Origin of the sequence: Neptunitalea chrysea (genome assembly GCF_027924145.1) — a bacterium.
Taxonomy (GTDB): domain Bacteria; phylum Bacteroidota; class Bacteroidia; order Flavobacteriales; family Flavobacteriaceae; genus Neptunitalea; species Neptunitalea chrysea.
In genome coordinates, this window is record NZ_BRVP01000008.1 from 51,692 (window position 1) to 75,929 (window position 24,238).

15 protein-coding genes are annotated in these 24,238 nt (G+C 33.4%); 9 read left to right on the top strand and 6 right to left on the bottom strand.

Features of this window, described 5'->3' with window-relative positions:
- Positions 1-62: 62 nt before the first annotated feature.
- Positions 63-470 carry an STAS/SEC14 domain-containing protein gene (locus NBRC110019_RS07165; RefSeq protein ID WP_281753612.1) on the top strand — a complete coding sequence of 136 codons (408 nt, stop codon included), beginning with the start codon at positions 63-65 and terminating at the stop codon, positions 468-470.
- A gap of 6 nt (positions 471-476) precedes the next feature.
- On the opposite strand, the gene hutH is transcribed toward NBRC110019_RS07165, so the two are convergent.
- Positions 477-1,991 carry a histidine ammonia-lyase gene (gene hutH, locus NBRC110019_RS07170; RefSeq protein WP_281753614.1) on the bottom strand — a complete coding sequence of 505 codons (1,515 nt, stop codon included), beginning with the start codon at positions 1,989-1,991 and terminating at the stop codon, positions 477-479.
- A gap of 109 nt (positions 1,992-2,100) precedes the next feature.
- Here hutH and NBRC110019_RS07175 point away from each other — a divergent pair, with 109 nt between their 5' ends.
- A complete protein-coding gene (locus tag NBRC110019_RS07175) occupies positions 2,101-3,468 on the top strand; it encodes a TlpA family protein disulfide reductase (RefSeq protein ID WP_281753615.1) in 1,368 nt (455 codons plus the stop codon).
- A 59-nt stretch (positions 3,469-3,527) separates the two neighbouring features.
- Here NBRC110019_RS07175 and NBRC110019_RS07180 read toward each other — a convergent pair whose 3' ends face one another.
- Positions 3,528-5,039 (bottom strand): NAD(P)H-hydrate dehydratase, encoded by a 1,512-nt coding sequence (locus NBRC110019_RS07180; protein ID WP_281753616.1) that lies wholly within the window; start codon positions 5,037-5,039, stop codon positions 3,528-3,530.
- 335 nt (positions 5,040-5,374) lie between these two features.
- On the opposite strand from NBRC110019_RS07180, the gene thrA reads away from it, so the two are divergent.
- The 4 genes from thrA to NBRC110019_RS07200 all read left to right on the top strand — a co-directional run bounded on the left by thrA (position 5,375) and on the right by NBRC110019_RS07200 (position 10,878).
- Positions 5,375-7,822 (top strand): bifunctional aspartate kinase/homoserine dehydrogenase I, encoded by a 2,448-nt coding sequence (thrA, locus tag NBRC110019_RS07185; RefSeq protein WP_281753617.1) that lies wholly within the window; start codon positions 5,375-5,377, stop codon positions 7,820-7,822.
- Between the two features lie 5 nt (positions 7,823-7,827).
- On the top strand, positions 7,828-8,754 hold the full coding sequence (locus tag NBRC110019_RS07190; RefSeq protein ID WP_281753618.1) for a homoserine kinase: 927 nt from the start codon (positions 7,828-7,830) through the stop codon (positions 8,752-8,754).
- Positions 8,751-10,049, top strand: coding sequence for a threonine synthase (gene thrC / locus NBRC110019_RS07195; RefSeq protein ID WP_281753619.1), 1,299 nt, complete (start codon positions 8,751-8,753; stop codon positions 10,047-10,049). The genes NBRC110019_RS07190 and thrC overlap by 4 nt, the downstream gene beginning before the upstream one ends.
- 139 nt (positions 10,050-10,188) lie before the next feature.
- A complete protein-coding gene (locus NBRC110019_RS07200; protein WP_281753620.1) occupies positions 10,189-10,878 on the top strand; it encodes a peroxiredoxin-like family protein in 690 nt (229 codons plus the stop codon).
- Positions 10,879-10,951: 73 nt separating this feature from the next.
- Here NBRC110019_RS07200 and NBRC110019_RS07205 read toward each other — a convergent pair whose 3' ends face one another.
- From NBRC110019_RS07205 to NBRC110019_RS07220, 4 genes are all read right to left on the bottom strand, one after another.
- On the bottom strand, positions 10,952-12,832 hold the full coding sequence (locus NBRC110019_RS07205) for an OmpA family protein (protein ID WP_281753621.1): 1,881 nt from the start codon (positions 12,830-12,832) through the stop codon (positions 10,952-10,954).
- A gap of 15 nt (positions 12,833-12,847) precedes the next feature.
- On the bottom strand, positions 12,848-13,786 hold the full coding sequence (locus NBRC110019_RS07210) for a PorP/SprF family type IX secretion system membrane protein (protein WP_309297642.1): 939 nt from the start codon (positions 13,784-13,786) through the stop codon (positions 12,848-12,850).
- A 21-nt stretch (positions 13,787-13,807) separates the two neighbouring features.
- Positions 13,808-19,972 (bottom strand): T9SS type B sorting domain-containing protein, encoded by a 6,165-nt coding sequence (locus tag NBRC110019_RS07215; protein ID WP_281753622.1) that lies wholly within the window; start codon positions 19,970-19,972, stop codon positions 13,808-13,810.
- Between the two features lie 61 nt (positions 19,973-20,033).
- A complete protein-coding gene (locus NBRC110019_RS07220; RefSeq protein WP_281753623.1) occupies positions 20,034-21,575 on the bottom strand; it encodes a LysM peptidoglycan-binding domain-containing protein in 1,542 nt (513 codons plus the stop codon).
- Between the two features lie 423 nt (positions 21,576-21,998).
- Between NBRC110019_RS07220 and gcvT the strand changes: the two genes are divergently transcribed.
- The 3 genes from gcvT to NBRC110019_RS07235 are packed head-to-tail and all read left to right on the top strand — an operon-like array spanning position 21,999 to position 24,201.
- Entirely contained in the window at positions 21,999-23,081 is a 1,083-nt protein-coding gene (gcvT, locus tag NBRC110019_RS07225) for a glycine cleavage system aminomethyltransferase GcvT (RefSeq protein WP_281753624.1), read from the top strand.
- Positions 23,081-23,374 carry a 4a-hydroxytetrahydrobiopterin dehydratase gene (locus NBRC110019_RS07230; RefSeq protein ID WP_281753625.1) on the top strand — a complete coding sequence of 98 codons (294 nt, stop codon included), beginning with the start codon at positions 23,081-23,083 and terminating at the stop codon, positions 23,372-23,374. The genes gcvT and NBRC110019_RS07230 overlap by 1 nt, the downstream gene beginning before the upstream one ends.
- 17 nt (positions 23,375-23,391) lie before the next feature.
- Positions 23,392-24,201, top strand: a complete 810-nt coding sequence (locus NBRC110019_RS07235; protein ID WP_281753626.1) for a sugar nucleotide-binding protein — start codon at positions 23,392-23,394, stop codon at positions 24,199-24,201.
- Positions 24,202-24,238: the final 37 nt, after the last annotated feature.

Consider the following 24,238-nt stretch of genomic DNA (forward strand, 5'->3'; position numbering starts at 1 on the left):
TATAAGGATTTATAAGATTTTTTTGTAAGTTTAGACGCCCAAGTTTTACTAATTAATCACATATGTTATCAACTATATCTAACCTACAGGTAAAAGCAAAGTATACCTTAGAGTTTGGTACTCTATACATTTACGACTATTTTGTAGTAGCTATACTAAATGAAGGTATAATGCTAAATAAAGATGTATGCTTAAAAGAAATGCTACATTTTAAAAAACATTTTGGAGATGATATTCCATTTGCTTACATCACTATACGAAAAAACTCTTACTCTGTAGACCCTACTGCTTATTTCACATTAAGAAAAGCAAAAAACTTAAAAGCCTTTGCGATTGTTTCTAAAAAAGAAATAGATTTCTACAATTATAAAATTGAGAAATCCTTTTTTAAACAAGGTAATATGAAAATCTTTTACGAGACAAAGAGTGCTCTTAAATGGGTAAATAAAATAATGAGAATAGAAATGTAGTCTCCATTAGTTCAGATAGACTTCTGAAATATCTACCAAATAAGCCTCGATAAAATCAATTGATTTTTCAATGTCTATATGTAAAATACGGTCCTGTTCAACAAACGGGATCTCTTTTATATAGGCCGCTAAAAATTCTTCAATGATTCCAGAACTTTTTAAAGGTCTTCTAAATTCAATCGCTTGCGAGGCATTTAGCAATTCTATTGCTAAAATACGTTCTACGTTATCTAAAATACGTAAACATTTAGTAGCGGCATTTGCCCCCATACTTACATGATCTTCTTGTCCGTTTGAAGAAACAATACTATCTATGCTACTAGGAGAAGCCAATTGTTTATTCTGACTAACAATACTCGCCGCGGTATATTGAGGAATCATAAAACCAGAATTAATACCGGGATCATTTACCAGAAAAACAGGTAATTCACGTAAACCTGAAACTAATTGAAATATTCTACGTTCTGATATATTTCCTAACTCCGCTAGGGCTATCCCTAAATAATCTAAACCAAGTGCAAGTGGTTGTCCGTGGAAATTACCTCCAGAAATAATTCTATCTTCTTTTACAAAAATATTTGGATTATCAGTAACGGAATTTATTTCTGTCTTAAAAGTTTTTCTAACAAAGGTAAGCGTGTCTTTTGTAGCCCCATGAACCTGTGGTATGCATCTAAAAGAATACGGATCTTGTACATGTTTCTTTTCTCTTGAAATAAGCTCACTGCCCTCTAAGAAACTTAACATACGTTCGGCAGTCTTTATTTGTCCTCTATGTGGTCTTATCAAATGAATAAGCTCAGAGAAAGGTTCAATTCTTCCATCAAAAGCCTCTAAAGATATAGCCCCAATTAAGTCGGCTAAATACGAAAGTTTATACGATTTAAGCAAACAATGAACACCATAAGCACTCATAAATTGAGTTCCGTTTAAAAGCGCCAGTCCCTCTTTTGATTTTAACACTATTGGTTCCCAACCAAATTTTTCTTTTAAAACTGAAGCATCTACAATGTCGTTATTTAAATACACATCCCCGATTCCTAATAGTGGTAAAGACAAATGAGCCAACGGAGCTAAATCACCTGATGCTCCAAGTGAACCCTGTGTATATACAACCGGAATAACATCGTTATTAAAAAAATCAATCAGTCTTTTTACTGTAGCTAGTTGCACCCCACTATGACCATAACTAAGTGACTGAACCTTTAATAACAACATCAATTTTACAATTTCTTTAGGTACTCTCTCTCCTATTCCACAGGCATGAGATTTCACTAAATTCTCTTGTAGTTTGGTAAGGTTATTAGTAGAAATTTTTACATTATATAAAGCCCCAAACCCAGTATTTATACCATAAATAGGTTCTTTATGTGCCTGTAATTTCTCATCTAAATAGGTTCTGCTTTTCTCAATCAAATATTTAGATTCGTCTGATAACTTGATTTTTTTATTTTCAGAAATAATTTTATTTATTTCCGATAAATCAAGTATATTGCTGCTTATATAATGTGTATTCGTCATTTAGTTGATTTCTAATAAGGCATCAAAAATCCGTATAAACATTATAAATTCCAAATGAAAGGGATTACTACTTAATAATTATTTAATTTTTTTGTTTTAAAATACTAATATGAAAAGACTTTCTTTATTACTAGCTGCATTAGTTATATTTAGCTGTACCAAAGCACCTAAAACTTATATGATTTTTAGTGGCAAAGTAACGAATATGAACTCTGAAACAGTACGTGTTTCTGGGCACGGACTTAAAGAAGAACTTCCAATAGATAACAACGGAAATTTTTCTGATACTTTAAAAATTGAAGAACCGGGTTACTATACTTTTAAAATAGGGAATGAGACCTCTACCTTCTATTTAGCTAATGGTGAAGACATTAACCTTACCATAGATACCAAATTATTTGACGAAAGTATCGCTTACACAGGTGAAGGTGCTCCTGAAAATAATTATTTAGCACAAAAATATTTAAGTGATGAAGCGATTACTGCAGATGCTGTTAGCTTCTACTCATTACCTGAAGATCAATATATAGCTAAAATAGATAGTCTTGAAGCAGCACACAAAGATGCGCTAAGTAAAGCAGGCGTATCTGATGAATTTGAAGATTTAGAAGATAAAAACTTAATGTATGAATCATATGTTGCTTTAAACAGATATCCAAGTTATCATGCATATTACGGCAAAGCGCCCAACTATGAGCCTTCTGATGCGATCATGGAATTTAAATCAAAATTAGATTACGACAACGAAGCAGATGCTAAAAACTACAATAACTATATAAGCTTGGTGCTATCAGATTTCGGAACTAAATTAAAAGAAGTTAGTAAAGACTCAACAATGTATAAAGCTGTTGCCTTAATAGAAGAAAAGAAGAGTCCTACTATTCAAGAAAGTATTATGAGTAACCTTGCTTATGAAATTAGACCAGGAAATGAAGAAACAGCAAGATACTATTTTCATGAATTCAATAAAATTTCAAATGATGACGAGTTCAAAGAAGCTATATTAAAAAAATATACACTTGTAAAGACTCTTGTAAAAGGAGCTCCGTCTTCTAATTTTATCTATGAAGGGATTGATGGTAAAGAACATAGCCTTGATGAATATAAAGGAAAATATGTTTATATTGATATTTGGGCTACATGGTGTGGACCATGTAAAAGAGAAATTCCTTTCCTAAAAAAGGTGGAGGAAGAATTTAAAGATAAGAATATCGAATTCATTGGTATATCTGTAGATGTTAAAGCGGATAAACAAAAATGGATAACTTTTATAGAAGAGAATCAACTTGTAGGTACGCAATTATTTGCTGACAAGGATTGGAATTCTGAGTTTATGAAAGCTTATGGGGTGAATTCTATTCCAAGATTTATTTTATTAGATACAGAAGGAAAAATTTTAAGTGCAGATGCATTGAGACCATCTCAAACTGAAGAATTAACAGACCTATTAAACTCATTAGAAAGTATAAATATCTAATGGTATAAGTGATATTTTAAAAAAGGTGGAATAATTTCATTATTCCACCTTTTTTATTTTTAAGTTCTCTCGAATAAATTTAAATAGGCATCCCCTATATAATCAATAATTTCGGTAGCGGTTAAAGCCTGATAACTATTTTTCTCTACAGACAAATCACCTGCCTTTCCATGTAAATAGACACCAAAAATAGTAGCATTTAAAGGTGGATACCCCTGAGCCACTAAACCTGCAATTATACCCGTTAATACATCTCCACTACCCGCGGTAGCCATACCTGGATTTCCGGTAGTATTTATATACATTTCGTTATGATAAACCGTTATGGTATACGCTCCTTTTACAACCACTATCAGATCATTAGCTTTAGAAAACGCTTTAACCTTATCTATTTTTTCAAAATCATCTTTCCACTCTCCTATTAAACGTTTTAACTCACCCGGATGTGGCGTTAAAATGGTTTTAGGTGCTAGTTTTCCAATCAAATCCTTTTCCTTTGCTAAAATATTAAGTCCGTCTGCATCAATAACTAAAGGTGTTTCAATGTTTTCTAAAAAACTTCTAAACGCCTTTACCGTTACCGGTTTTATATTTAGCCCCATGCCTAATGCTACCACAGAAGGTTTTATATCGTATTTTATTTCAGATATATATTCTTCGTGCATACAGGTAAGCACCATAATTTCAGGTAAAGCAGTTTGAAATATTTGATACCCACACTTGGGTACATAAGAAGTAACAAGCCCTGCACCTGAGTTTAATGCTGCTTCCGATGACAACATTGCTGCTCCTATTTTACCGTAACTACCACCTACAACCAAAACATGCCCGTACGTATTTTTATGAGAAAACTTCTCTCTAGGTTTATACATATTAATAACTTCTGCCTTCCCTATTAAATAAATATCAGAACTAATCTCTTGTATAAATGTTTCGTCTAAACCAATATCTAAAATTTCCCAATCATTAGTAAATACTCCCGTATCTGGTAAAAAAAAGGGTAATTTGGGGAGTTGTAGACTTAGTGTATAATTTGTATTTATAACAGCATTTTTATCTTCAGGAACTGCTTCCATATATAAACCAGAAGGTATATCTACAGCAACTACAAAAGCATTACTATTATTAATACCTTTAATTATAGTAGCTACCCAATTTACAGGAGGTCTATTAAGACCTTGTCCAAAAATGGCATCAATAACAATATCCTCTTTTAAAATGGCAGGAAGCTCATCTTCTTTATTTAAGACTTGCGGCCACACATTCATCTTCTTTAATCGGTCATAGTTAACCAGAAAATCAGTGGATCTTTTAGTACTAAAATTTATAATATAAACATGAACCGAATAATTTTCCTTCAGCAACAAACGGGCTAAAGCCAAACCATCCCCACCATTATTTCCTACCCCACAAAATATATGAATCGTAACTGGTGCATTCTGAAGCCTCGAATGAATCCATTCAAAAATTTGACTAGCCGCACGCTCCATTAATTCAACACTGGTAATATTCTGTTTTTTTATTGTAAAATCATCAGCTTCTTTTAACTGTTTAGCATTTAAAATTTTCATTTATTAATGATTACTTAAATTATTTGTTAATTTAATAAAAACATATATAAAGCTTGTCCTTTTATTTAATTATGCTACATTTGAAAAAACAAGTTATTTAAACTTAAATGTACACAAAAACTAACACATATAATGTTTTTAACACCACGCTTTCTTCTTGGCGTAGTGCTTTAGTTTTTGGTATTACCACTACAACCATTATTATTACCCCTTTTGGGGTCTAATTTATTACATATCATTCGGTCGGCTCGTATTTTTTATTCATATAAAAAATAAGATTAACTATAATTAATTCATACATTTATTGATCTCTGTTATCAGAAAAAAAGAAACTCATGAAAGTTTTAAAATTTGGCGGTACTTCTGTTGCTAATGCCGAGAATATTCAGAAAGTGAAAGCAATAGTTGCTTCAGAAAAGGTAGAAAAAAATATGGTTATAGTAGTATCTGCGCTAGGTGGCGTTACAGATTTACTTTTAAAGACAGCTAGTTTAGCTGTTAACCATGACGAAACGTATAAAGAAACACTTCAATACATTGAAGATCGTCATTTAGAAACCATTCAAAACTTAATTCCAATAACGTCTCAAAGCCCTATTATAAGTAAGGTCAAGCAAGATTTAAATCAGTTAGAAACTTTGTTTGAGGGATTATTCTTATTAGGTGAAATGACACCAAGAACTTCTGATAAAATTGTAAGTTATGGTGAGTTATTGTCTTCTTATATCATTTCAGAATATTTTAAAGCATCACAGCTAGACGCAGCTTTAAAAGATTCAAGAGACCTAATAAAAACTAATAATCAATTTGGGAAAGCACTAGTTGATTTTAAATTAACGAATACCAATTGTTACTTTTATTTTAAAAGTGCTAAACAATTAATTACTGTTGTACCAGGGTTTGTTTCGAGCACGTTAGAAGGTGAAACTACTACCTTAGGACGGGGAGGTTCTGATTATACAGCAGCTATCATTGCAGGAGCTACCGATGCTAATCTATTAGAAATATGGACAGATGTTAGTGGTATGTATACTGCTAACCCTAAAGTGGTTAAACAAGCTAAGGCTATAGAAAAAATATCTTACGAGGAAGCAATGGAGCTTTCACATTTTGGTGCCAAGGTTTTATACCCGCCAACAGTACAGCCGGTGTTACAAAAACAAATTCCGATTCTTATAAAGAATACATTTAAACCAGAAGAAATTGGCACACTCATAGTTAAAGATGAAAAGAGTACAGAACTTCCTGTAAAAGGAATTTCTAATGTAGACAAAGTAGCCTTACTTACTTTAGAAGGTGTAGGTATGGTTGGTATACCTGGCATTTCTAAACGCTTATTTGAAGTGTTATCTCAAGAAAGTATCAGTGTAATTTTAATTACCCAAGCATCTTCTGAGCATTCTATATGTTTAGGTATTAGTGCTGCCGATACCACTAGAGCTAAGGTTGCTGTTAACGAAGCCTTTGCTTATGAAATTTCTCTAAAAAAAATTGAACCAGCCAATATAGAAAGTGGTTTATCTATTATTGCGTTAGTTGGTGATCAAATGAAGAGCCATCAGGGGCTTAGCGGTAAAATGTTTAGTACCCTTGGTAAAAACAATGTAAATATAAGAGCTATAGCTCAAGGTGCATCGGAAAGAAATATTTCTGCGGTAATTGACGAGAAAGATGTAAACAAGGCGTTAAATGCTTTACATGAACGTTTCTTTGAAGAACAAACGAAACAACTTAATCTTTTTGTTACCGGTGTTGGTAATGTAGGTGAAAAGTTCTTAGCTCAAATTCACCAACAGAAAAAATTCTTAAAAGAACGTCTGAAATTAAATGTTAGAGTGATTGCTTTATCTAACTCTAAAAAAATGGTATTTAATGAAAATGGTATCTCATTAAGTAATTGGAAAGAAGAGCTCGCCGCAGGGGAAGTTGCTTCTTTAAACGGTTTCTTTGAAAAGGTAAAAGGCCTAAACTTACGTAACAGCATTTTTGTTGATAATACTGCAAATGATGTAGTTGCCGCCACCTATGCCCCCTATTTAAGAAATAGTATTGCTGTGGTTACCTGTAATAAAATTGCTGCTGCATCCGATTATAAAAATTATCAGCTACTTAAAAAGCTATCGTTTAATTACAATGCTCCATTTTTATTTGAAACCAATGTAGGTGCAGGGCTACCTATAATTGATACCCTTAAAAACTTAATTGCATCGGGTGATAGTATACATACCATAAAAGCAGTGCTTTCGGGTAGTTTAAATTTTGTTTTCAACAATTTTAAAGAATCCAGCACTTTCCATGATGTGGTACAACAAGCTAAAAAAGAAGGTTATACAGAACCAGATCCAAAAATTGATTTAAGCGGTGTAGATGTTGCTAGAAAAATATTAATTCTGGCAAGAGAAAGCGGCTATCAAATAGATATGGAAAATATTGAAAACCTTCCGTTCTTACCACAAGAAAGTCTTGATACGCCAACGGTACCAGAGTTTTTTGAAACGTTAAAAACACATGATGCACATTTTAATGCACTTTATGAAAAAGCAAAAGCTAACGGTGCAAGATTAAAATATGTTGCCACTTTTGAAAACGGAAAAGCAAAAGTTGGGTTAGAAGAAATTCCATCTGATCATCCGTTTTATAATTTAGAAGGGAAAGATAATATTGTATTATTCTATACAGACCGCTATCAGGAACAACCATTACTTATTAAAGGTGCAGGAGCTGGTGCCGATGTAACTGCATCAGGTATTTTTGCTGATATCATACGTGTAGGAAGTAATTAAAAATTATGAAAGCAGTAAAAATATTTTGTCCAGGTACCATTGCGAACGTTTCATGTGGTTTTGATGTTTTAGGTTTATGTCTAGATTCCGTAGGTGATGAAATGATTATTAGGAAGTCTGAAATACCCGGAATACATATTACTAAAATAGTAGGCGCCGATTTACCATTAGCTACCCAAAAAAATGTAGCCGGCGTAGCTGCATTAGCGATGCTAAAAGAAATTACCTATGAAGGTGGATTTGAAATAGAGATATACAAAAAAATAAAAGCAGGAAGTGGTATTGGTAGCAGTGCAGCCAGTGCTGCAGGAGCAGTATTTGGTATTAATGAATTACTTGGGAACCCTTTTACCAATGCCAAACTTGTTGAGTTTGCTATGCAAGGCGAAGCGTTAGCAAGTGGTGCACCACACGCCGATAATGTAGCCCCCGCCCTTATGGGAGGTGCTACATTGGTAAGAAGTTACACCCCATTAGATGTAATAGGGCTACCTACACCATCAGAGTTATATGCTACAGTAGTACATCCACAGATTGAAGTAAAAACAGCAGATTCAAGAGCAATATTAAAACATAATGTTACTCTTAAAAAAGCAATACAGCAATGGGGAAATGTTGGTGGTTTTGTGAGTGGACTGTTTTTAAACGATTATGAACTAATTTCAAGATCTTTAGAAGATGTTATAGTAGAACCTATTAGATCGGTGCTTATACCCTACTTTAAAGCAGTTAAAACTGCTAGTAAAGATGCAGGAGCATTGGGTAGCGGCATCTCAGGATCGGGACCTTCTATATTTGCACTAAGCAAAGGAGCAGAAACTGCTAATGAAGTTGCCGATGCTATACGCAAAATTTATGAACATACAGAAATACCATTTGACATCCATACCTCAAAAGTAAACCCTACAGGATGTAAAATTTTACCATTATGAAATACTATAGTCTAAATACAAAAACACATAAAGTAAGCTTTAAAGAAGCAGTAATAAATGGCATAGCACCAGATAGAGGATTGTACTTCCCAGAGTTGATAACTCCTTTAGAAAACGATTTTATAACCTCCATTGAAAACTATACAAACGAAGAAATAGCCTTTAAAGTGATTTCTCAATTTGTTGGAGATGAAATTGACACTGAATCTTTAAAAGAAATTATAAAAGACACCTTAGTGTTTGACTTCCCTACAGTTAAAATAGAAGATAACATCTATTCACTTGAGTTATTTCATGGTCCTACCATGGCATTTAAAGATGTTGGTGGTAGATTTATGGCGCGTTGCCTTGGTTATTTTAATAAAGATAAAGATACAAAACAAGAACAAGTAAGTGTATTAGTAGCTACATCTGGTGATACAGGAGGAGCAGTTGCCAGTGGTTTCTTGGGGGTAGAAGGTGTTAATGTGGTTATACTATACCCTAGTGGCAAGGTTAGTGATATTCAAGAAAAGCAATTAACTACCTTAGGACAAAACATTACTGCACTTGAAGTGAATGGTGTTTTTGATGACTGCCAGGATATGGTAAAATCTGCTTTCTTAGACGACACTTTAAAGAGTCAGAATCTAACCTCTGCCAACTCCATCAATGTAGCACGTTGGTTACCACAAATGTTTTACTTTTTCTTTGCATACAAACAACTAAAACAGCTAAACAAAGAATTTGTTTTTGTAGTTCCTAGTGGAAATTTCGGTAATATCTGTGCTGGTATGATGGCTTCTAAACTAGGTTTACCAGTAAAACAATTTGTTGCCGCTACTAATGTAAACGATACCGTACCAAGATTTTTAGAAACAGGTAGTTATCATCCTAAACCTTCTAAACAAACTATTTCGAATGCAATGGATGTAGGGAATCCAAGTAACTTTGTTAGAATACAAGAAATCTACAACCAAAGTTTAGAAGAACTAAAGGCTCATTTCTCATCTTTCAGTTATACCGATGAAGATACCAAAAAAGCCATGAAAGATATTTATAATCATTCAGGTTATGTAGCAGATCCGCATGGAGCAGTAGGGTATTTAGGTGCTAAAAATTACTTAACAACTCATGATGATTTATGTGTTTTCCTAGAGACAGCGCATCCTGTAAAATTTTTAGATGTAGTAACAGACACCTTAGCCATTGATGTACCCATCCCTCCACAAATTCAAGCAGTTATGGGAGGTGAGAAAAAAAGTACCACTATCTCTACCTATGAAGAACTAAAAACGTTTTTATTAAACAGATAACAAAATCATATAAACCATGATTTTCTATTTATATAGAAGTCATGGTTTTATGCTTACTCATAAAGTGTTAAATATTTACATCTTTGTAAGGCTTCTAAACAAATTTCCACTACATCATAGAAATTAAAACTAATATTCTATGAAAAAACTTCTAAGTGGAATGTTTGCAATATCACTTATAATTGCATGTAACAACACTACCAAAAAAGCGGAAGAACCTGCTCGCGAAAGTACTAAAGAACCTGAAACATCTACCCCTGATTTAACAGCTTACGGAATTGAACAAGGGGGAAATCCATTAGGGCTACCAGTAAACTCCATAGCTCCTGATGTAACCTTAACTTTTCAGGATGGTAATACAAAATCACTTTCTGAATTATATAAAGAGCAACCATTAGTGGTATTCTTCTATCGTGGATATTGGTGTCCGTATTGCAGTAAGTACTTATCTGAAATGGCTACAGAAGCACAAGATTTAGAAATGCTAGGAGCTAAATTAATTGCAGTTACCCCTGAGACTTACGGAAATGTAAATAAGACCAAACTGAATTCGCAAGCCACTTTCGATATCGTTTCTGATACCTCAGGAGATATCATGAACGCTTTTAAAGTAAACTTTGATGTTACCAATGATTATCAAGAAAAGCTTAAAAATGGAGCATCATTAGATTTAAGAGATGTAAATTCTTCAAAGGAAGCCATTTTACCTATACCAGCAACCTATGTAATAAATCAAGAAGGTAAAATAGTTTATAGTTTTACAAATCCTGATTATAAACAAAGAGCTCCTATAAGTGAAATTTCAAAACATATTCCTCCTAAAATGTAAAAATTAACAACTTGAGTCGTCCTAAAATAAAAAAGCCGCTATAAAAGCGGCTTTTTTACTATCTGAATATATTTTATTTCGTTAAGATAAATTCACATCTTCTGTTTATAGAATGCTCTATTTCAGAACAATGGTCTCCGCATGGCACTAAAGGTCTACTTTCGCCATAACCATTAAACTTTAAACGCTTTCTAGATATTCCATTTTTAATCAAATAATCAACAGCTGCTTTAGCCCTGTTAGAAGATAAATGGATGTTATAAGGCTCAGTACCTTGTGAATCGGTATGCGCATTAATTTCAATTTCCATTGTAGGGTACTCTTTTAATAAATCTACAACAAAATTAAGTGTATTAGCAGCCTGAGGTTTTATATTCCATCGGTCAAAATCAAAGTAAATATTTTCAAGTTCTATATAAATAACCCCATCACTTCTTCGTTTAACTTCAGGAATTCTATCAACAAAAGACTCCATAATAAGCTCTATCGCATAGTAGAAAACACCATCTTCCCCTGTTGTAAACTCATCCTCATACGGAACATAAAAATCTTTTTCAGCTCTTATTCTATATGTCGTATTTGGTTTCGTTCTAAATTTATAATGACCATCCTCTTCAACAGTCACTTCCCCTACCAAATTATCTTCCATATCATATAACACTACTTTCGTCCCCGGAAGAAAATCTCTAGAGACCTTATCTATCACATCTCCTTCAACCACATATTGGTTAGAGTTATCTTCACGAACGAACGTATATAAGAAATCAGATCCTTCTCTATTAGAGCTAAAATACCCCATTTCCTTTTCAGGATTTAAAGAATATGCAAAATCGTCCATACCACTATTTAAAGTAGCCCCTAAATTTAAAGGGTCAGAAAATTCAGACTCTTCAAATTTTGTACTAAATATATCTAACCCTCCAAGACCTTTAAGACCGTCTGAAGCAAAGTAAAGCACAGAGTCCTTGGTCATAAAAGGAAATTGTTCCCTTCTACTCGTATTAATTTTACTTCCCAAGTTTGTAGGATATCCATAAGATCCATCTTCATTAACATCTACATAATATAAATCTAACGATCCAAATCCGCCTGGCATATCACTTGAAAAATACAAACGTTTACCATCTGCACTAAGCGATGGATGTTCTGTATTGTAATCAGATGACGAAAAAGGTAACTCTGTAACATTGCTCCATTCTCCATCAACATATTCAGCCTTAAATAAGCGAACACTAGCAAATTTATGATCTCCAACCTTAACACGTTTTTCAGCTGTTCTATTAAAATACATTGTCTTCCCATCCTCCGTAAACGTAGGAGAACTCTCGTGTGAATCTGTATTTATTTCTTCTGAAAACAATTGTACGTTATCCAATCTACCATTATCGCCTATCGTTCCTTCATATAAATCTAAATATGGTCTTCCATTCCATGAATAGATGGGTCTTTTTGTATTTCGTGAGGATGCAAAAACCACTTTTTCCCCAAAATATCCAATACCAAAATCACCTCCTGAACCTTCATGCATAATAGTAGGTGTATATTCAAACGGAACTACATTTTTTAAACTGTCAATTAATTCTAATGTATTGTAGGTTTCAGATGGGTTATATAAATGAAGAATAGAATCTGCCTTTTTATACTTTTCAACCCCCATTAAACTATGGGAATATTTAAATAAATACTCTTCAGAAATACTATCTTTTGAGAATTCAGAAAATAATTTTTCATACGTATCAGAAGCTTTATCCATCACAGCATTATAAAAATAACTATCTGCTAAATTCTGTAAAACATTCTGAGTTGGAGGAAGAGACTCATACATCGCAGATGCTTCAATAAAAGCTCTATCCTTAAACAATTGATCGGCTTTTTTTTCCGATACTTCTTGTGCAAACGCACCAAAAATCGAAAAAACCGTAAAAAACACTATAAATGAAAAGTTTTGCTTCATATTAAATGTATTGTTTTAGAAAAAGCGGGGTGAAACATCAAATCCTTTATTCTTCCCTAATTTATTAATATCAAATAAAATCATAAACTCATGCGACCCTGAATTATAATTTCCTAAATTAGAAATGGTATAGTCATAAGCATATCCCATTTTTAAACTTGGAGTTATTCTAAAATTTATAAGTCCGCTAACAGCATCATCCCATCTATATGCTGCCCCCATTTCTACTCTGTTATTAAATAAAAAGTTTGCCGTAAGATCAAAACTCATAGGTACATCAAAAACAGCTTTAGTCATAAAAGCAGGCTTAAATTTTACATTTTCATTTAAATCAAACACATAACCTCCTGTAAGAAAGAAATGGTAGTCTTCTACTGCTTGATAAGATACTCCGTCTTGATTTTCTATATGTTTTGATTTTAAAAAGTTAGGAACTGACAAACCTACATAATAATTATCTGAAAAATAATATACTCCGGCGCCAACATTTGGTAACACCCTACTTATATTTTCAGCAAATGACGGATCAGGTAAATCATCTATTAAAGTAAAATCACTAAAATCGGTATCATAAAAAGTAGCTCCTGCTTTTAAACCGAATGATAATCTAGACTTGCTAGATATAGATAATACATATGCAAAATCAACATACGCATTTGTTTCGTTAACAATATTTCCTATTTCATCGTTTACAACAGATAAACCCATCTCAACTTTTTTAGAAAGAGGAGTATGTACAAAAAAACTTGCAGTTCTCGGTGCCCCATCAATACTCATCCATTGTGCTCTATAAATCCCTCCTATGTTTAACATTTCTGGATCATCTGTAGCATACGCCGGATTTATTACACTCATATTATACATGTACTGAGTATATTGAGGGTCTTGTTGTGCTCTACCAGAAATGGCGAACAAAACACATACCAAAACCAATAATATCGTATTCTTCATCATTTATAATGTAAAGTTGATTTTTTATCTGTTTAAAAATAATCTTCCTTGAATTACACGATTCTCTTCATCATGTAATTTAAGTATATAGAAATATACTCCTGCCGGAAGCTTATTGCTTCCTATAACAATTCCTCCTTCAGTTGCTGTTCCATCCCAATCTGGAGTATCATAATTTCCTCGATATACAATAGTACCATAACGGTTAAATATTTCTATTTGAAAATCAGGATAATAGGTTCTAATCTCTTTTATTTCAAAAGTTTCATTTATTCCATCATTATTAGCCGAAAATCCATCTGGTATTATAATATCACAAAAATCTTCTTCAATCGTCACTTCTAATCTACCTACATCTGTACAGGCTGCATACATTTCATAAACTCCATAAACAATTTGACCATCAGCAAGAACAGTGCTAGGATCTAATATAGTTGTTCCTGTTTCTGTTTCATACCAAATAACATTATCTAAAGGAGTATCTACATTATTAGATAAATCTGCAACTGTTATAACCGGATAATCCTGAATACAGAACACATTTCCCTCATAAATTAATTCAGGTAGTTCTGCATCTAAAACATCAAAAGTGGTTGTTGCTATATTGGTAAACGTAACAGGACATTGCCCTCCTACATATTCTAAGGTAGTTAACAATACAGATACCGTACCTCCGGTATTTAAAACTGAACCATCAATAACAAACGTAGTTTCACCATTTACAAAAGTTACATCTATACCTGTTTCAGTATAAGAAACCGCACCCGATAATTCATACGAAATTGAATAATCATTATCAGGAACAGATGTATTAATAATGGTTACCACATTATCTGAATTTAAACAAGTCTCATCTGCTGTTAACTTGGTTAAATTAACATTTATATCTATAACTGGGTATACATTAAATAATGCTGCAGCGTCTTCATTTATGTTACTACATCCCGTATCTACATTAAATATTACGTTAATCTCAAATGAGTAAACATCATCATTATCTAAAATATTAGCAGCAGGAATAATCAATGTCCCAATACCCGATGTTACCGTAACTGATCCTGTATATATTCCTAAACTTGAGGAAGATTCTAAAAGATATGTTAACTCATAGTTGCCATCAGGTATTGACAAACCGGTTAATTCCACAATTCCATCTTCGCCAAAACAAATACTATCAATACTAATTTGGCTATCATCTATATCAAGTAAATCACTTACTTCCATATCTATAGACACCCCTACACTGTTAAACGCACAACCAGCAACACTAACATATTCAATGTTTTCAATTGTAACGGTTGTGGTTCCACTTGTTGTTAAATATGTAGCACCCGATATTGTAAATTGCCCTGTTCCCGACGCCATAGTTACTAAAGTAACTTGAGTTGCCACGGTATTTGCTCCAGATAAGCTATAAGATATATTATAATCTCCGTCTAGCATAGTACCATTAGTTATAGTTACCGTAGCATAATCTCCGTAACAAACAGGAGACTGAACCATTAGATCACTAGAAGATAAGTTTACATCTCCAAAAACATTTATTTGAGCATCTACAGAAGACGTACCACATGAATTTGTTATTTCATAAGTAAAGTCATAAACCCCAGTTGCATAAGTACTAACATCTATAGGGTTAGTTATAATATTTCCACTACCATCTGTCCAGGTACCTGTAGTTGAAGAATAGCCAGACAACAACGTTATTAAATCGAAGGTTCCTACTGAAGTACATACATCTTCTACCCCTAAAAATACACCTGAATGCGGCGCCGTATTTGACATCGTTACAGTAACATTAGCACTACTTTGGAAACATCCCGATGAAGAGGCAACAGTATATGTATATACTCCAGCCGTATCTACAGTAGGATCAAAAACACCTGTACCACTAGCTAATGCTGGGGACCAAGTACCTCCCGTTTCTGGAGTACCTGCCAAATAGTTAAATAAGTCATCCCCTGTTCCATTTAAACAAAAATCAGCTCCACCATCAGAACCTGCATCAGGAACAGATGGTACCACAAAGCTAACCGATGTAGTTGATGCTCCACAACCATTAGATACGCTATAATCATATGAATATGTACCTGTTGTAAATGCACTAACATCTAATGGATTTACTATAATAGTAGTTGTTCCTGCTTCATACCAGTCTCCACTAGTATCCTGAGAACCATCTAGTAATAAATTTAAATCAAAAGTTCCTATCGATGGACAAACTTCCTGACTTCCTGTAAATACACCAGAAGATGGTGCTCCACTAATGGTTACAGTAACACTTGCACTAGCTTGATAACATGCTCCTGCAGAAGTTACTGTATAGGTATAAACACCGGCTGCATCTAACGCTGGATCAAAAACACCAGTTCCACTTGATAAAGCAGGTGACCAAATACCTCCAGTTTCAGGAGTACCTCCCAATTCACTAAATAAATCTGTTGCTATGCCCGTAGCACAAATATCAAAAGTAGCATCTACCCCTGCATCAACCATATCAGGTACCGTAAAGGTAACTGTAGTACTAGCCGTTCCACAAAGATTTGTAACTTCATAGGTATAATCATAAGAACCACCTATAAATGTACTAACATCTATAGGGTTGATTACTGTACCATTTGTATCACTCCAAGTGCCTCCTAAATTCTGACTACCATCTAATAACGTTGTTAAATCGAAGGTACCTGCAGAAGGGCAAACCGCTGTTGAACCAACAAAAACACCCGATTCTGGATTTGTTATAATCTCTAATGTTACATCGGTAGTTGCAACGTCACATGTATTAGTAACTGTATAAGTAAACGTATAAACTCCATTTGAATAAGATGAAATATCTAATAAGCTTGTTACAGAACTACTTCCTGAATCTTCCCAAACTCCACCTGCATCTTGACTACCATCTAATAATGTAAATAGGTCAAATGTTCCAGTATTTGAACAAGCCTGTTGTATTCCTGTAAACACACCAGCGTTTGGTAATGGCAAAATAGATACTGTAACATTAGCACTACTTTGCAAACATCCTGCAGTTGTTGTAACTGTATAGGTATATGTGCCTGCTGCATCTAAGCCCGGATCAAAGAAACCAGTTCCACTAGCTAAAGCCGGAGACCAAGTACCACCTGCTTCGGGCGTACCTCCTAAAGCATTAAATAAATCAGATGCTGCATCTGCCGGACAAAAACCAATACTAGCATTAGTACCAGCATCCGGTTGATTTGCAAAAGATAAAGTTACTGTTGTTGAAGTAGTACCGCAAACATTGGTAACTTCATAATAATAATTATAAGTTCCAGCACTGAATCCGCTTACATCAATGGTGCTTGTTACAGCATTATTACTACTATCAAACCATTGTCCTCCTGCATCTTCAGTTCCATCAAGTAACGTAAATAAATCATATACTCCTGCAGACGTACAATTTTCCTGAACTCCAGTAAAGACTCCTGAAGATGGCTGATCAAACAATGAAAACGTTACATCTGTAGAAAATGTACCACAAGAATTTGTAACGGCATAAGTATAGGTATGATTCCCTAATATTAATATTGAAATATCTAAAGGGTTTGTTACAATGGTACTACTAGCATCTTCCCAAACTCCACCTAAATCCTGAGAGCCATCTAATAAACTTGATAAATCAAATGTTCCATCGGTAATACAAACATCCTGTAATCCTGTAAAATTTCCGGCTGATAAAGTATCTACCAATACAAAAGTTACATCGGTACTAACTGTTGTACAAAAATTGGTTACCGTATAGGTATACGTATATGTTCCTGTACTAAGAAGATTTAAATCTAAAATATTAGATACGGTAGTATTGCTACTATCTGTCCAAGTCCCTCCAGCATCCTGAGAACCATCTAGTAAAGAAACAAGGTTAAAATTACCCGATGCATTACAAATTTCCTGAACTCCTGTAAAAGTACCAGAAACCGGCAATGGATGAACAACTACGTTAACAGTAGCTGCATCTTGCAAACAGTCTCCCGAAGAAGTTACCGTATAAATATAAGCACCCGTACTATCAACAGATGGATCAAACAAACCAGTCCCGCTATTTAGAGTAGGTGTCCAAACTCCTCCTGAATCAGGAGTACCTGTTAAAATATTAAATAAATCTATCGGTGCATCTGTAATACATAATTCGATACTACCATCAATACCCGCATCAGGTGTATCAGGAAATACAATTGTTACATCTTCGGTATCAGTACCACAAACATTCGTGACACTATAGGTATATGAATAAGAGCCTGCTACATAAGTAGCTACATCTATCGGGTTAGAAATGGTATTATTACTGCTATCTAACCAAATTCCACCAGCATCTTGAGTTCCATCCAATAAGTCAGATAAATCAAACATTCCTGTACTACTGCAATTAACCATTGTACCTGTAAAATTACCTGCACTTAATGGTGTTGAAACCTGTAAAATTACAGCTGTTGAAAAAGTTCCACATACATTGGTTATGCTATACTCAAAATTATAAATACCAGCAGTGTAAGCTGAAATATCTACAATATTAGATATTACATTACTTGCACTATCTGTCCAAACCCCACCTGAATCCTCAGAACCATCTAACAAATTAAATAAATCAAAAGTACCATCCGTTACACAAACATCTTGTGTTCCCGTAAATGTACCTGATGATAAAGGATTAGAAATATGAAAAGTTACATCGGTTGAAGAAGAAAAGCAGCTATTAGTTACTTCGTACGTATATGAATAATTACCTTCTGTAAAACTAGCTATATTAATAGGATTAGAAACCGTAGCTCCCCCAATTACAGACCATGTACCTCCGGTATCTTCACTACCATCTAAAAGGGTAAATAAATCAAATGTTCCGTCCGTATTACAAATATCTTGAGTTCCTGTGTAAAGACCCGAGTTTACATCATAAATTACTTCTACAATAACATTTGTACTACTTTGAGAACAATTCCCTGGACTAGTTACTGTATAAGTATAAGTAGCTGAAGGATCTATTGAAGGATCAAAAACATTAGTTCCACTATTTAGTGCCGGAGTCCAAACTCCACCTGTTTCAGGTGTTCCTCCCAATAACGTAAATAAGTCAACTGTAGGATCATAACTACATAATGTAATACTACCTGCCGTACCTGAATCAGGGTCATCTGGAACATATAACGTTACAACAGCTGTATCAGAAGGACAGTTAACTGAATTAGAAGCCGTATAAGTAAAATCAAAACTATCGCCCATGGTCATACTAGTAATATCTACTACTCCACCAGAAACTGGTAATGGTCCAGACCAAGAACCTCCTATATCTGGGGTACCAGCTAAAGAAGCAAATAAGTCAACAGACCCAGTTGACATTATATCGTTTGAACATATAATAATCGTATTATCGTCTCCTGCAAAATTTTCAGGGTATATTGTAACCGTTACTGGTAATCTTGTTTCACTCTCACAAGGAGGAGCCACATAAGTAGAATAATAAGTTTCTCCATCAACTAGAACTTGTGTAGAACTTAAAGGTACAGTAGAAGTTAAAGTTGCATACCAGTTATTATTACCAGAAGCTACTAAGTCACCAATCGTTGGAGGATTACTTGAATCATCACAGAAGTATTGCTCTGTACTACCACTAGGCGCAGTACTCACATCTACTAAACTTACTAAAATAGCAAATCTAGTGGTTTCACACCCCAAACCAGTTGGAGTTTGACTTGCATAATACACTGTGTTATTTACCAAGGTTGTAGTTGATGGTAATAATGTTCCGTCTACAGCAGCATCATACCACTGAATATTGGTTCCAACAACAAAAAGGTCATCTAAAGTTGGTAAAGGAGCTAAACTATTTGTAATACAAAAACCTTGAAAGTTAATTCCTGTTGGTGTTGTATATACAATAACATTAACAGCCGTACGCGTTCCACAGTTTCCACTACTATTGTCAGCATAATAAGTTACTCCATTTTGTAAAGGTGAAGTACTAACCAACGGTGCAGTGCTAGTTGAGCTTCCGTACCAATTAAGCCCTCCTCCATTATCTATAGCTACTAAGTCGGCTATTGTAGCTTCCTCAGTATCACAAAAAGATTGCGTAGTTTCATTTACTGTAGGGCATTGAGCAAAACCATTCTCAATGCTAAGTAATGAAACTAACAACAAAATATATAATCCTCTTAAGGTATTCTTTCCCATATTTAAATACGTATTAAAAACCGACTAAAACTACTAGAAAGGGGTGTATCGGGATATTTCATTACTTCAACTCTTTACTGTTGTTATAATCTATAAGTTCATAAACCTTTAGTGCACTATTTGTAAACACATTGTCCCCCACATTTGTGTATTCAAATGGCACACTAACATATTTAGTCTTTTTACCTAATTGACTCTTTATATCCTCACCTTGAGCAAGTCTAACTAAAAAGTCAAACGTAATATCAAAACCAAAAACAGATGCGTCTGTAGGTTTGGCGCTATATTTTTTCTTATAAACATTTGTAAAAGATTGTCTATAAGAGGTATCTTTTTGGTTACAACCTTCAAATTCAGTGTAAATTAGTTTTAAGACTAAATAACGTTTAATTGATATTTTACTAGAAACCATTTCTGAAAGCGGTCTAAATGACGCTAACTGAATCGAATATGAACCAGATTTGGGAAGTAAAAAATTAGTAGTGTTAATAATAGAATTTACATTTGTAGTATTTAAGATTACAAAATTCTTAACCCCTGAAGCAAGAGATGAACTAAACTCACTCTCATCTACAATTCCATTATCAGAAGTAAGTATTTTTATTTGGGGGTACATTTTTAAAATATGCTCATTTAATGTAGACTCTTCATCATTTATGATAATAATATTTCCATTTTGAGAAGTTAAATAGCCTAACAACTTATTTTGGCGATAAAAATCAGATGAAAGAGCAAACAAAACATTATAATCAGAAGCTTCTAAAACGCCATTCACAGCACTTCCATAAACTAAGTTAGATTTTTTAGAACTCTTATTAATTATACTACTAGTTGCTTTAACATTACATAGAGAAATTACATTCTCGTAATTTACAACAGAACTATAATCACCACTCTTAACCACATCTTTTAAATTGAAATAATCTGCAGTTACATGAAGCCCCAAGCTTTTAACAGAATCTATTGCCATTTGAGCTCCTTTCTCAAAATCACCATAAGAAGTATTACTAGTAATAGTATCAGGAAATAAAATAGCCAATGCTATTTCTTTATTTACTTTTATAGAACTCACCATATTTACATAGCTATTCCTACCCTCTTCAGAATCAAAAGTAGTAGAACTATTATCTAAGTTTTTTTCAACAGAAGCAGTGTGATCAGTAGAAGTGTCTGAATAATTATTCATTTCTGCTTTTTTCACTTCATTTGATACAGGTATAAAAATATACTCAAAAGCGAACAATTCTTCTTGAATATCTGGATTTGCCTTATCTAATTCAGCTATACTAATATTATATCTTTTAGCGATCAGAGATTTAGACTCTCCTTTTTTAACAAGATACTTAATATAGTTTCCTTCCGGGTCTCTTTTAGGAACAGAGTAGGAAGTATCAATCGTAAGCTCTTGACCTGCATATAACCCTTTTGCAATTTCTGGATTTTGTCTTTCTAGTTCTTCAATAGATATCTCATATACTTTAGACAATCTGTATTTTGTTTCACCATATTTAACCGTATGATGAACAATTTTCTGCGCAAAAATTTGAGTACTGGATAACAGTATCAAAATATATAAAACATATTTGAGTGATATACGACTCATAATTTTACTTTTTCTACTAAACACACCCATTTGTGTATAATTTATACCTATTAATTTTTAAAACTTATAATTTTCTAACAAATGTAATTAGAAAAAAGATAATGAACGGTGTAAAAAAAAACAGTATCAGAAAAAAAATTAACAATTTAGGACTGAAAACTTTCCAAACGTAACTTTTTTTTTGCCAAGATAACTATGTATCAGCACTTACACATACCCAACTGTAAGTATTTTTTCCTTTCTATAAAAAGTTAAAACTAAATACATAAAACAATAACCTTTTTATAATTGTTCAACATAAATACTCTCAAAACCATCTTATAACTTTACTTATTTTAAATATTGTAAACCAAAAGTAAATCTAAAAAAGCACAGAAAAATCAATACATTTGCACTAATTTAAGAATCGTTATTTTTATAATTATGAAATCAACAGCTTTATATAATACACATGTAGCGTCAAATGCAAAAATGGTTCCTTTTGCAGGTTATGAAATGCCTGTTCAGTATGAAGGAGTTACCGCTGAACATCATACCGTAAGAGATAGTATTGGAGTATTTGATGTATCTCACATGGGAGAATTTTTGGTATCTGGACCAAATGCATTGAATCTTATCCAAAAAATCTCGTCTAACGACGCTTCTAAATTAACCATAGGAAGAGCTCAGTACTCATGTATGCCAAATAAAACGGGAGGTATTGTAGACGATTTAATTATTTATAAAATTAAAGAGGAACAATATCTTTTAGTTGTGAATGCTGCCAATATTGAAAAAGATTGGAATTGGATTACAGAAAATAATGAGTTTGAAGCTGAACTAAAAGACCTATCAGATGAGTACTCTTTACTGGCTATACAAGGACCTAAAGCAGTAGAGGCTATGCAAAGTCTTACGTCTGTAAACTTATCTGAAATAAGTTATTACCATTTTAAAGTAGCAGACTTTGCAGGAATAGAGCATGTGATTATTTCAGCTACTGGTTATACAGGAAGTGGCGGATTCGAAATTTATTGTAAAAATTCGGAAGTTCAACAAGTTTGGGACAAGGTAATGGAAGCAGGCGAAGCTTATAATATAAAACCTATTGGCCTTGCCGCTAGAGATACATTACGTTTAGAAATGGGATACTGCCTTTACGGAAATGATATTAATGATGAAACATCTCCTTTAGAAGCCGGGCTTGGTTGGATTACTAAATTCACCAAAGACTTTATAAATTCAGAAAACCTATTAAAGCAAAAAGAAGAAGGTGTTACTAAAAAGTTAGTAGCCTTTGAAATGAATGAGAAAGCTATTCCTAGAAACGGATACGATATTGTTGATGCAAAAGGAAATGTGATTGGTAATGTTACCAGCGGTACTATGTCTCCATCTATAGGTAAAGGTATTGGATTAGGCTATGTTAACAAAGACAATTGGAATTTAGCGAATGAAATCTATATTCAGATTAGAAAGAAAGTTGTTCCGGCTACTATTGTTAAGTTACCTTTCTACAAAAAATAATGACAAAACTTGAAGCTAACATATTAGAACAGGAAGTACAGCTACTTAATGGGTGGCAGATTAAAAATAATCATCTTGAAAAGACCTTTACGTTTAAAAGCTTTAAAAAAGCTTTTGCTTTTATGACTATGGTGGCGTTTGAAGCTGAAAAACTAAACCACCACCCTAACTGGACTAATAGTTACAATATTTTAAAAATTCAATTAACAACTCATGATGCTAACGGGATCACTGAAAAAGATATAGCTTTAGCTACCTTAATTAATCAACTGACAACCAAGCACTATGAGTAGTAAAAAAATAATACAATTTGAATCGAATATTAATATTAGGAGCAAGTGGCTTTATAGGGAATACTCTCTACAAAGAGCTATGCTCCTATTTTGATGTTTACGGTACATACTACTCACAAAAATCTTATAATACAAATCAACATTTTTACCGTTTTGATATGGATATTGAAGGCATTGACTTGGTACTAAAACAAGTTAAGCCACATATAATCATATCTGCTTTAAGAGGTAATTTTGAGCATCAAATTGAAGTTCATGATACACTTGTTGATTATGTAAAAAACAGTAACAGAAAAATTATTTTTTTATCGTCTGCTAATGTTTTTGATGCCTTTAGTAATTATCCTTCATATGAGTATGATAAAACACTATCACAAAGCATTTGGGGAAAGCTAAAAATCCGCATAGAAAACAAACTCTTAAGGCTCCCCGAGAAAAATTATATAATAGTAAGATTACCAATGGTTTTTGGTGCTAAATCTCCAAGAGTAAAAGAACTCATCGAGGCTCAAAAAACAAATACTCCTTTTGAGATTTTCCCTGACCTTGTAATAAATACTACCTTTGCCGATAAAATGGCACAACAAATTCACTATCTAATAAACAGAAACAAACAGGGCATATACCACCTAGGAAGCTCAGACCTTATACATCATGACGAATTTATAAAAGAAATATGCAAAGGGTTAAATATTAAAAATATTATATATAAAAACGTATATACAACTAACTTCGACAGGTTTCTGGCTGTTATTCCTAAAGATAAAAGGCTACCAAAACACTTACACATAACCAATGAAATGGTAATAGAGAATTGTGCTAAATAAATAAATCTTAATATCCTTTTTTTAAGATGATTTTCTA

What these genes read in the sequence shown, in the direction of transcription:
- hutH (WP_281753614.1), bottom strand. Translation starts at nt 1,991, where the DNA reads ATGACGAATACACATTATATAAGCAGCAATATACTTGATTTATCGGAA.
- NBRC110019_RS07230 (WP_281753625.1), top strand. Translation starts at nt 23,081, where the DNA reads ATGACAAAACTTGAAGCTAACATATTAGAACAGGAAGTACAGCTACTT.
- gcvT (WP_281753624.1), top strand. Translation starts at nt 21,999, where the DNA reads ATGAAATCAACAGCTTTATATAATACACATGTAGCGTCAAATGCAAAA.
- NBRC110019_RS07215 (WP_281753622.1), bottom strand. Translation starts at nt 19,972, where the DNA reads ATGGGAAAGAATACCTTAAGAGGATTATATATTTTGTTGTTAGTTTCA.
- NBRC110019_RS07205 (WP_281753621.1), bottom strand. Translation starts at nt 12,832, where the DNA reads ATGAAGCAAAACTTTTCATTTATAGTGTTTTTTACGGTTTTTTCGATT.
- thrA (WP_281753617.1), top strand. Translation starts at nt 5,375, where the DNA reads ATGAAAGTTTTAAAATTTGGCGGTACTTCTGTTGCTAATGCCGAGAAT.
- NBRC110019_RS07190 (WP_281753618.1), top strand. Translation starts at nt 7,828, where the DNA reads ATGAAAGCAGTAAAAATATTTTGTCCAGGTACCATTGCGAACGTTTCA.
- NBRC110019_RS07165 (WP_281753612.1), top strand. Translation starts at nt 63, where the DNA reads ATGTTATCAACTATATCTAACCTACAGGTAAAAGCAAAGTATACCTTA.
- NBRC110019_RS07175 (WP_281753615.1), top strand. Translation starts at nt 2,101, where the DNA reads ATGAAAAGACTTTCTTTATTACTAGCTGCATTAGTTATATTTAGCTGT.
- NBRC110019_RS07220 (WP_281753623.1), bottom strand. Translation starts at nt 21,575, where the DNA reads ATGAGTCGTATATCACTCAAATATGTTTTATATATTTTGATACTGTTA.
- thrC (WP_281753619.1), top strand. Translation starts at nt 8,751, where the DNA reads ATGAAATACTATAGTCTAAATACAAAAACACATAAAGTAAGCTTTAAA.
- NBRC110019_RS07210 (WP_309297642.1), bottom strand. Translation starts at nt 13,786, where the DNA reads ATGATGAAGAATACGATATTATTGGTTTTGGTATGTGTTTTGTTCGCC.
- NBRC110019_RS07180 (WP_281753616.1), bottom strand. Translation starts at nt 5,039, where the DNA reads ATGAAAATTTTAAATGCTAAACAGTTAAAAGAAGCTGATGATTTTACA.
- NBRC110019_RS07200 (WP_281753620.1), top strand. Translation starts at nt 10,189, where the DNA reads ATGAAAAAACTTCTAAGTGGAATGTTTGCAATATCACTTATAATTGCA.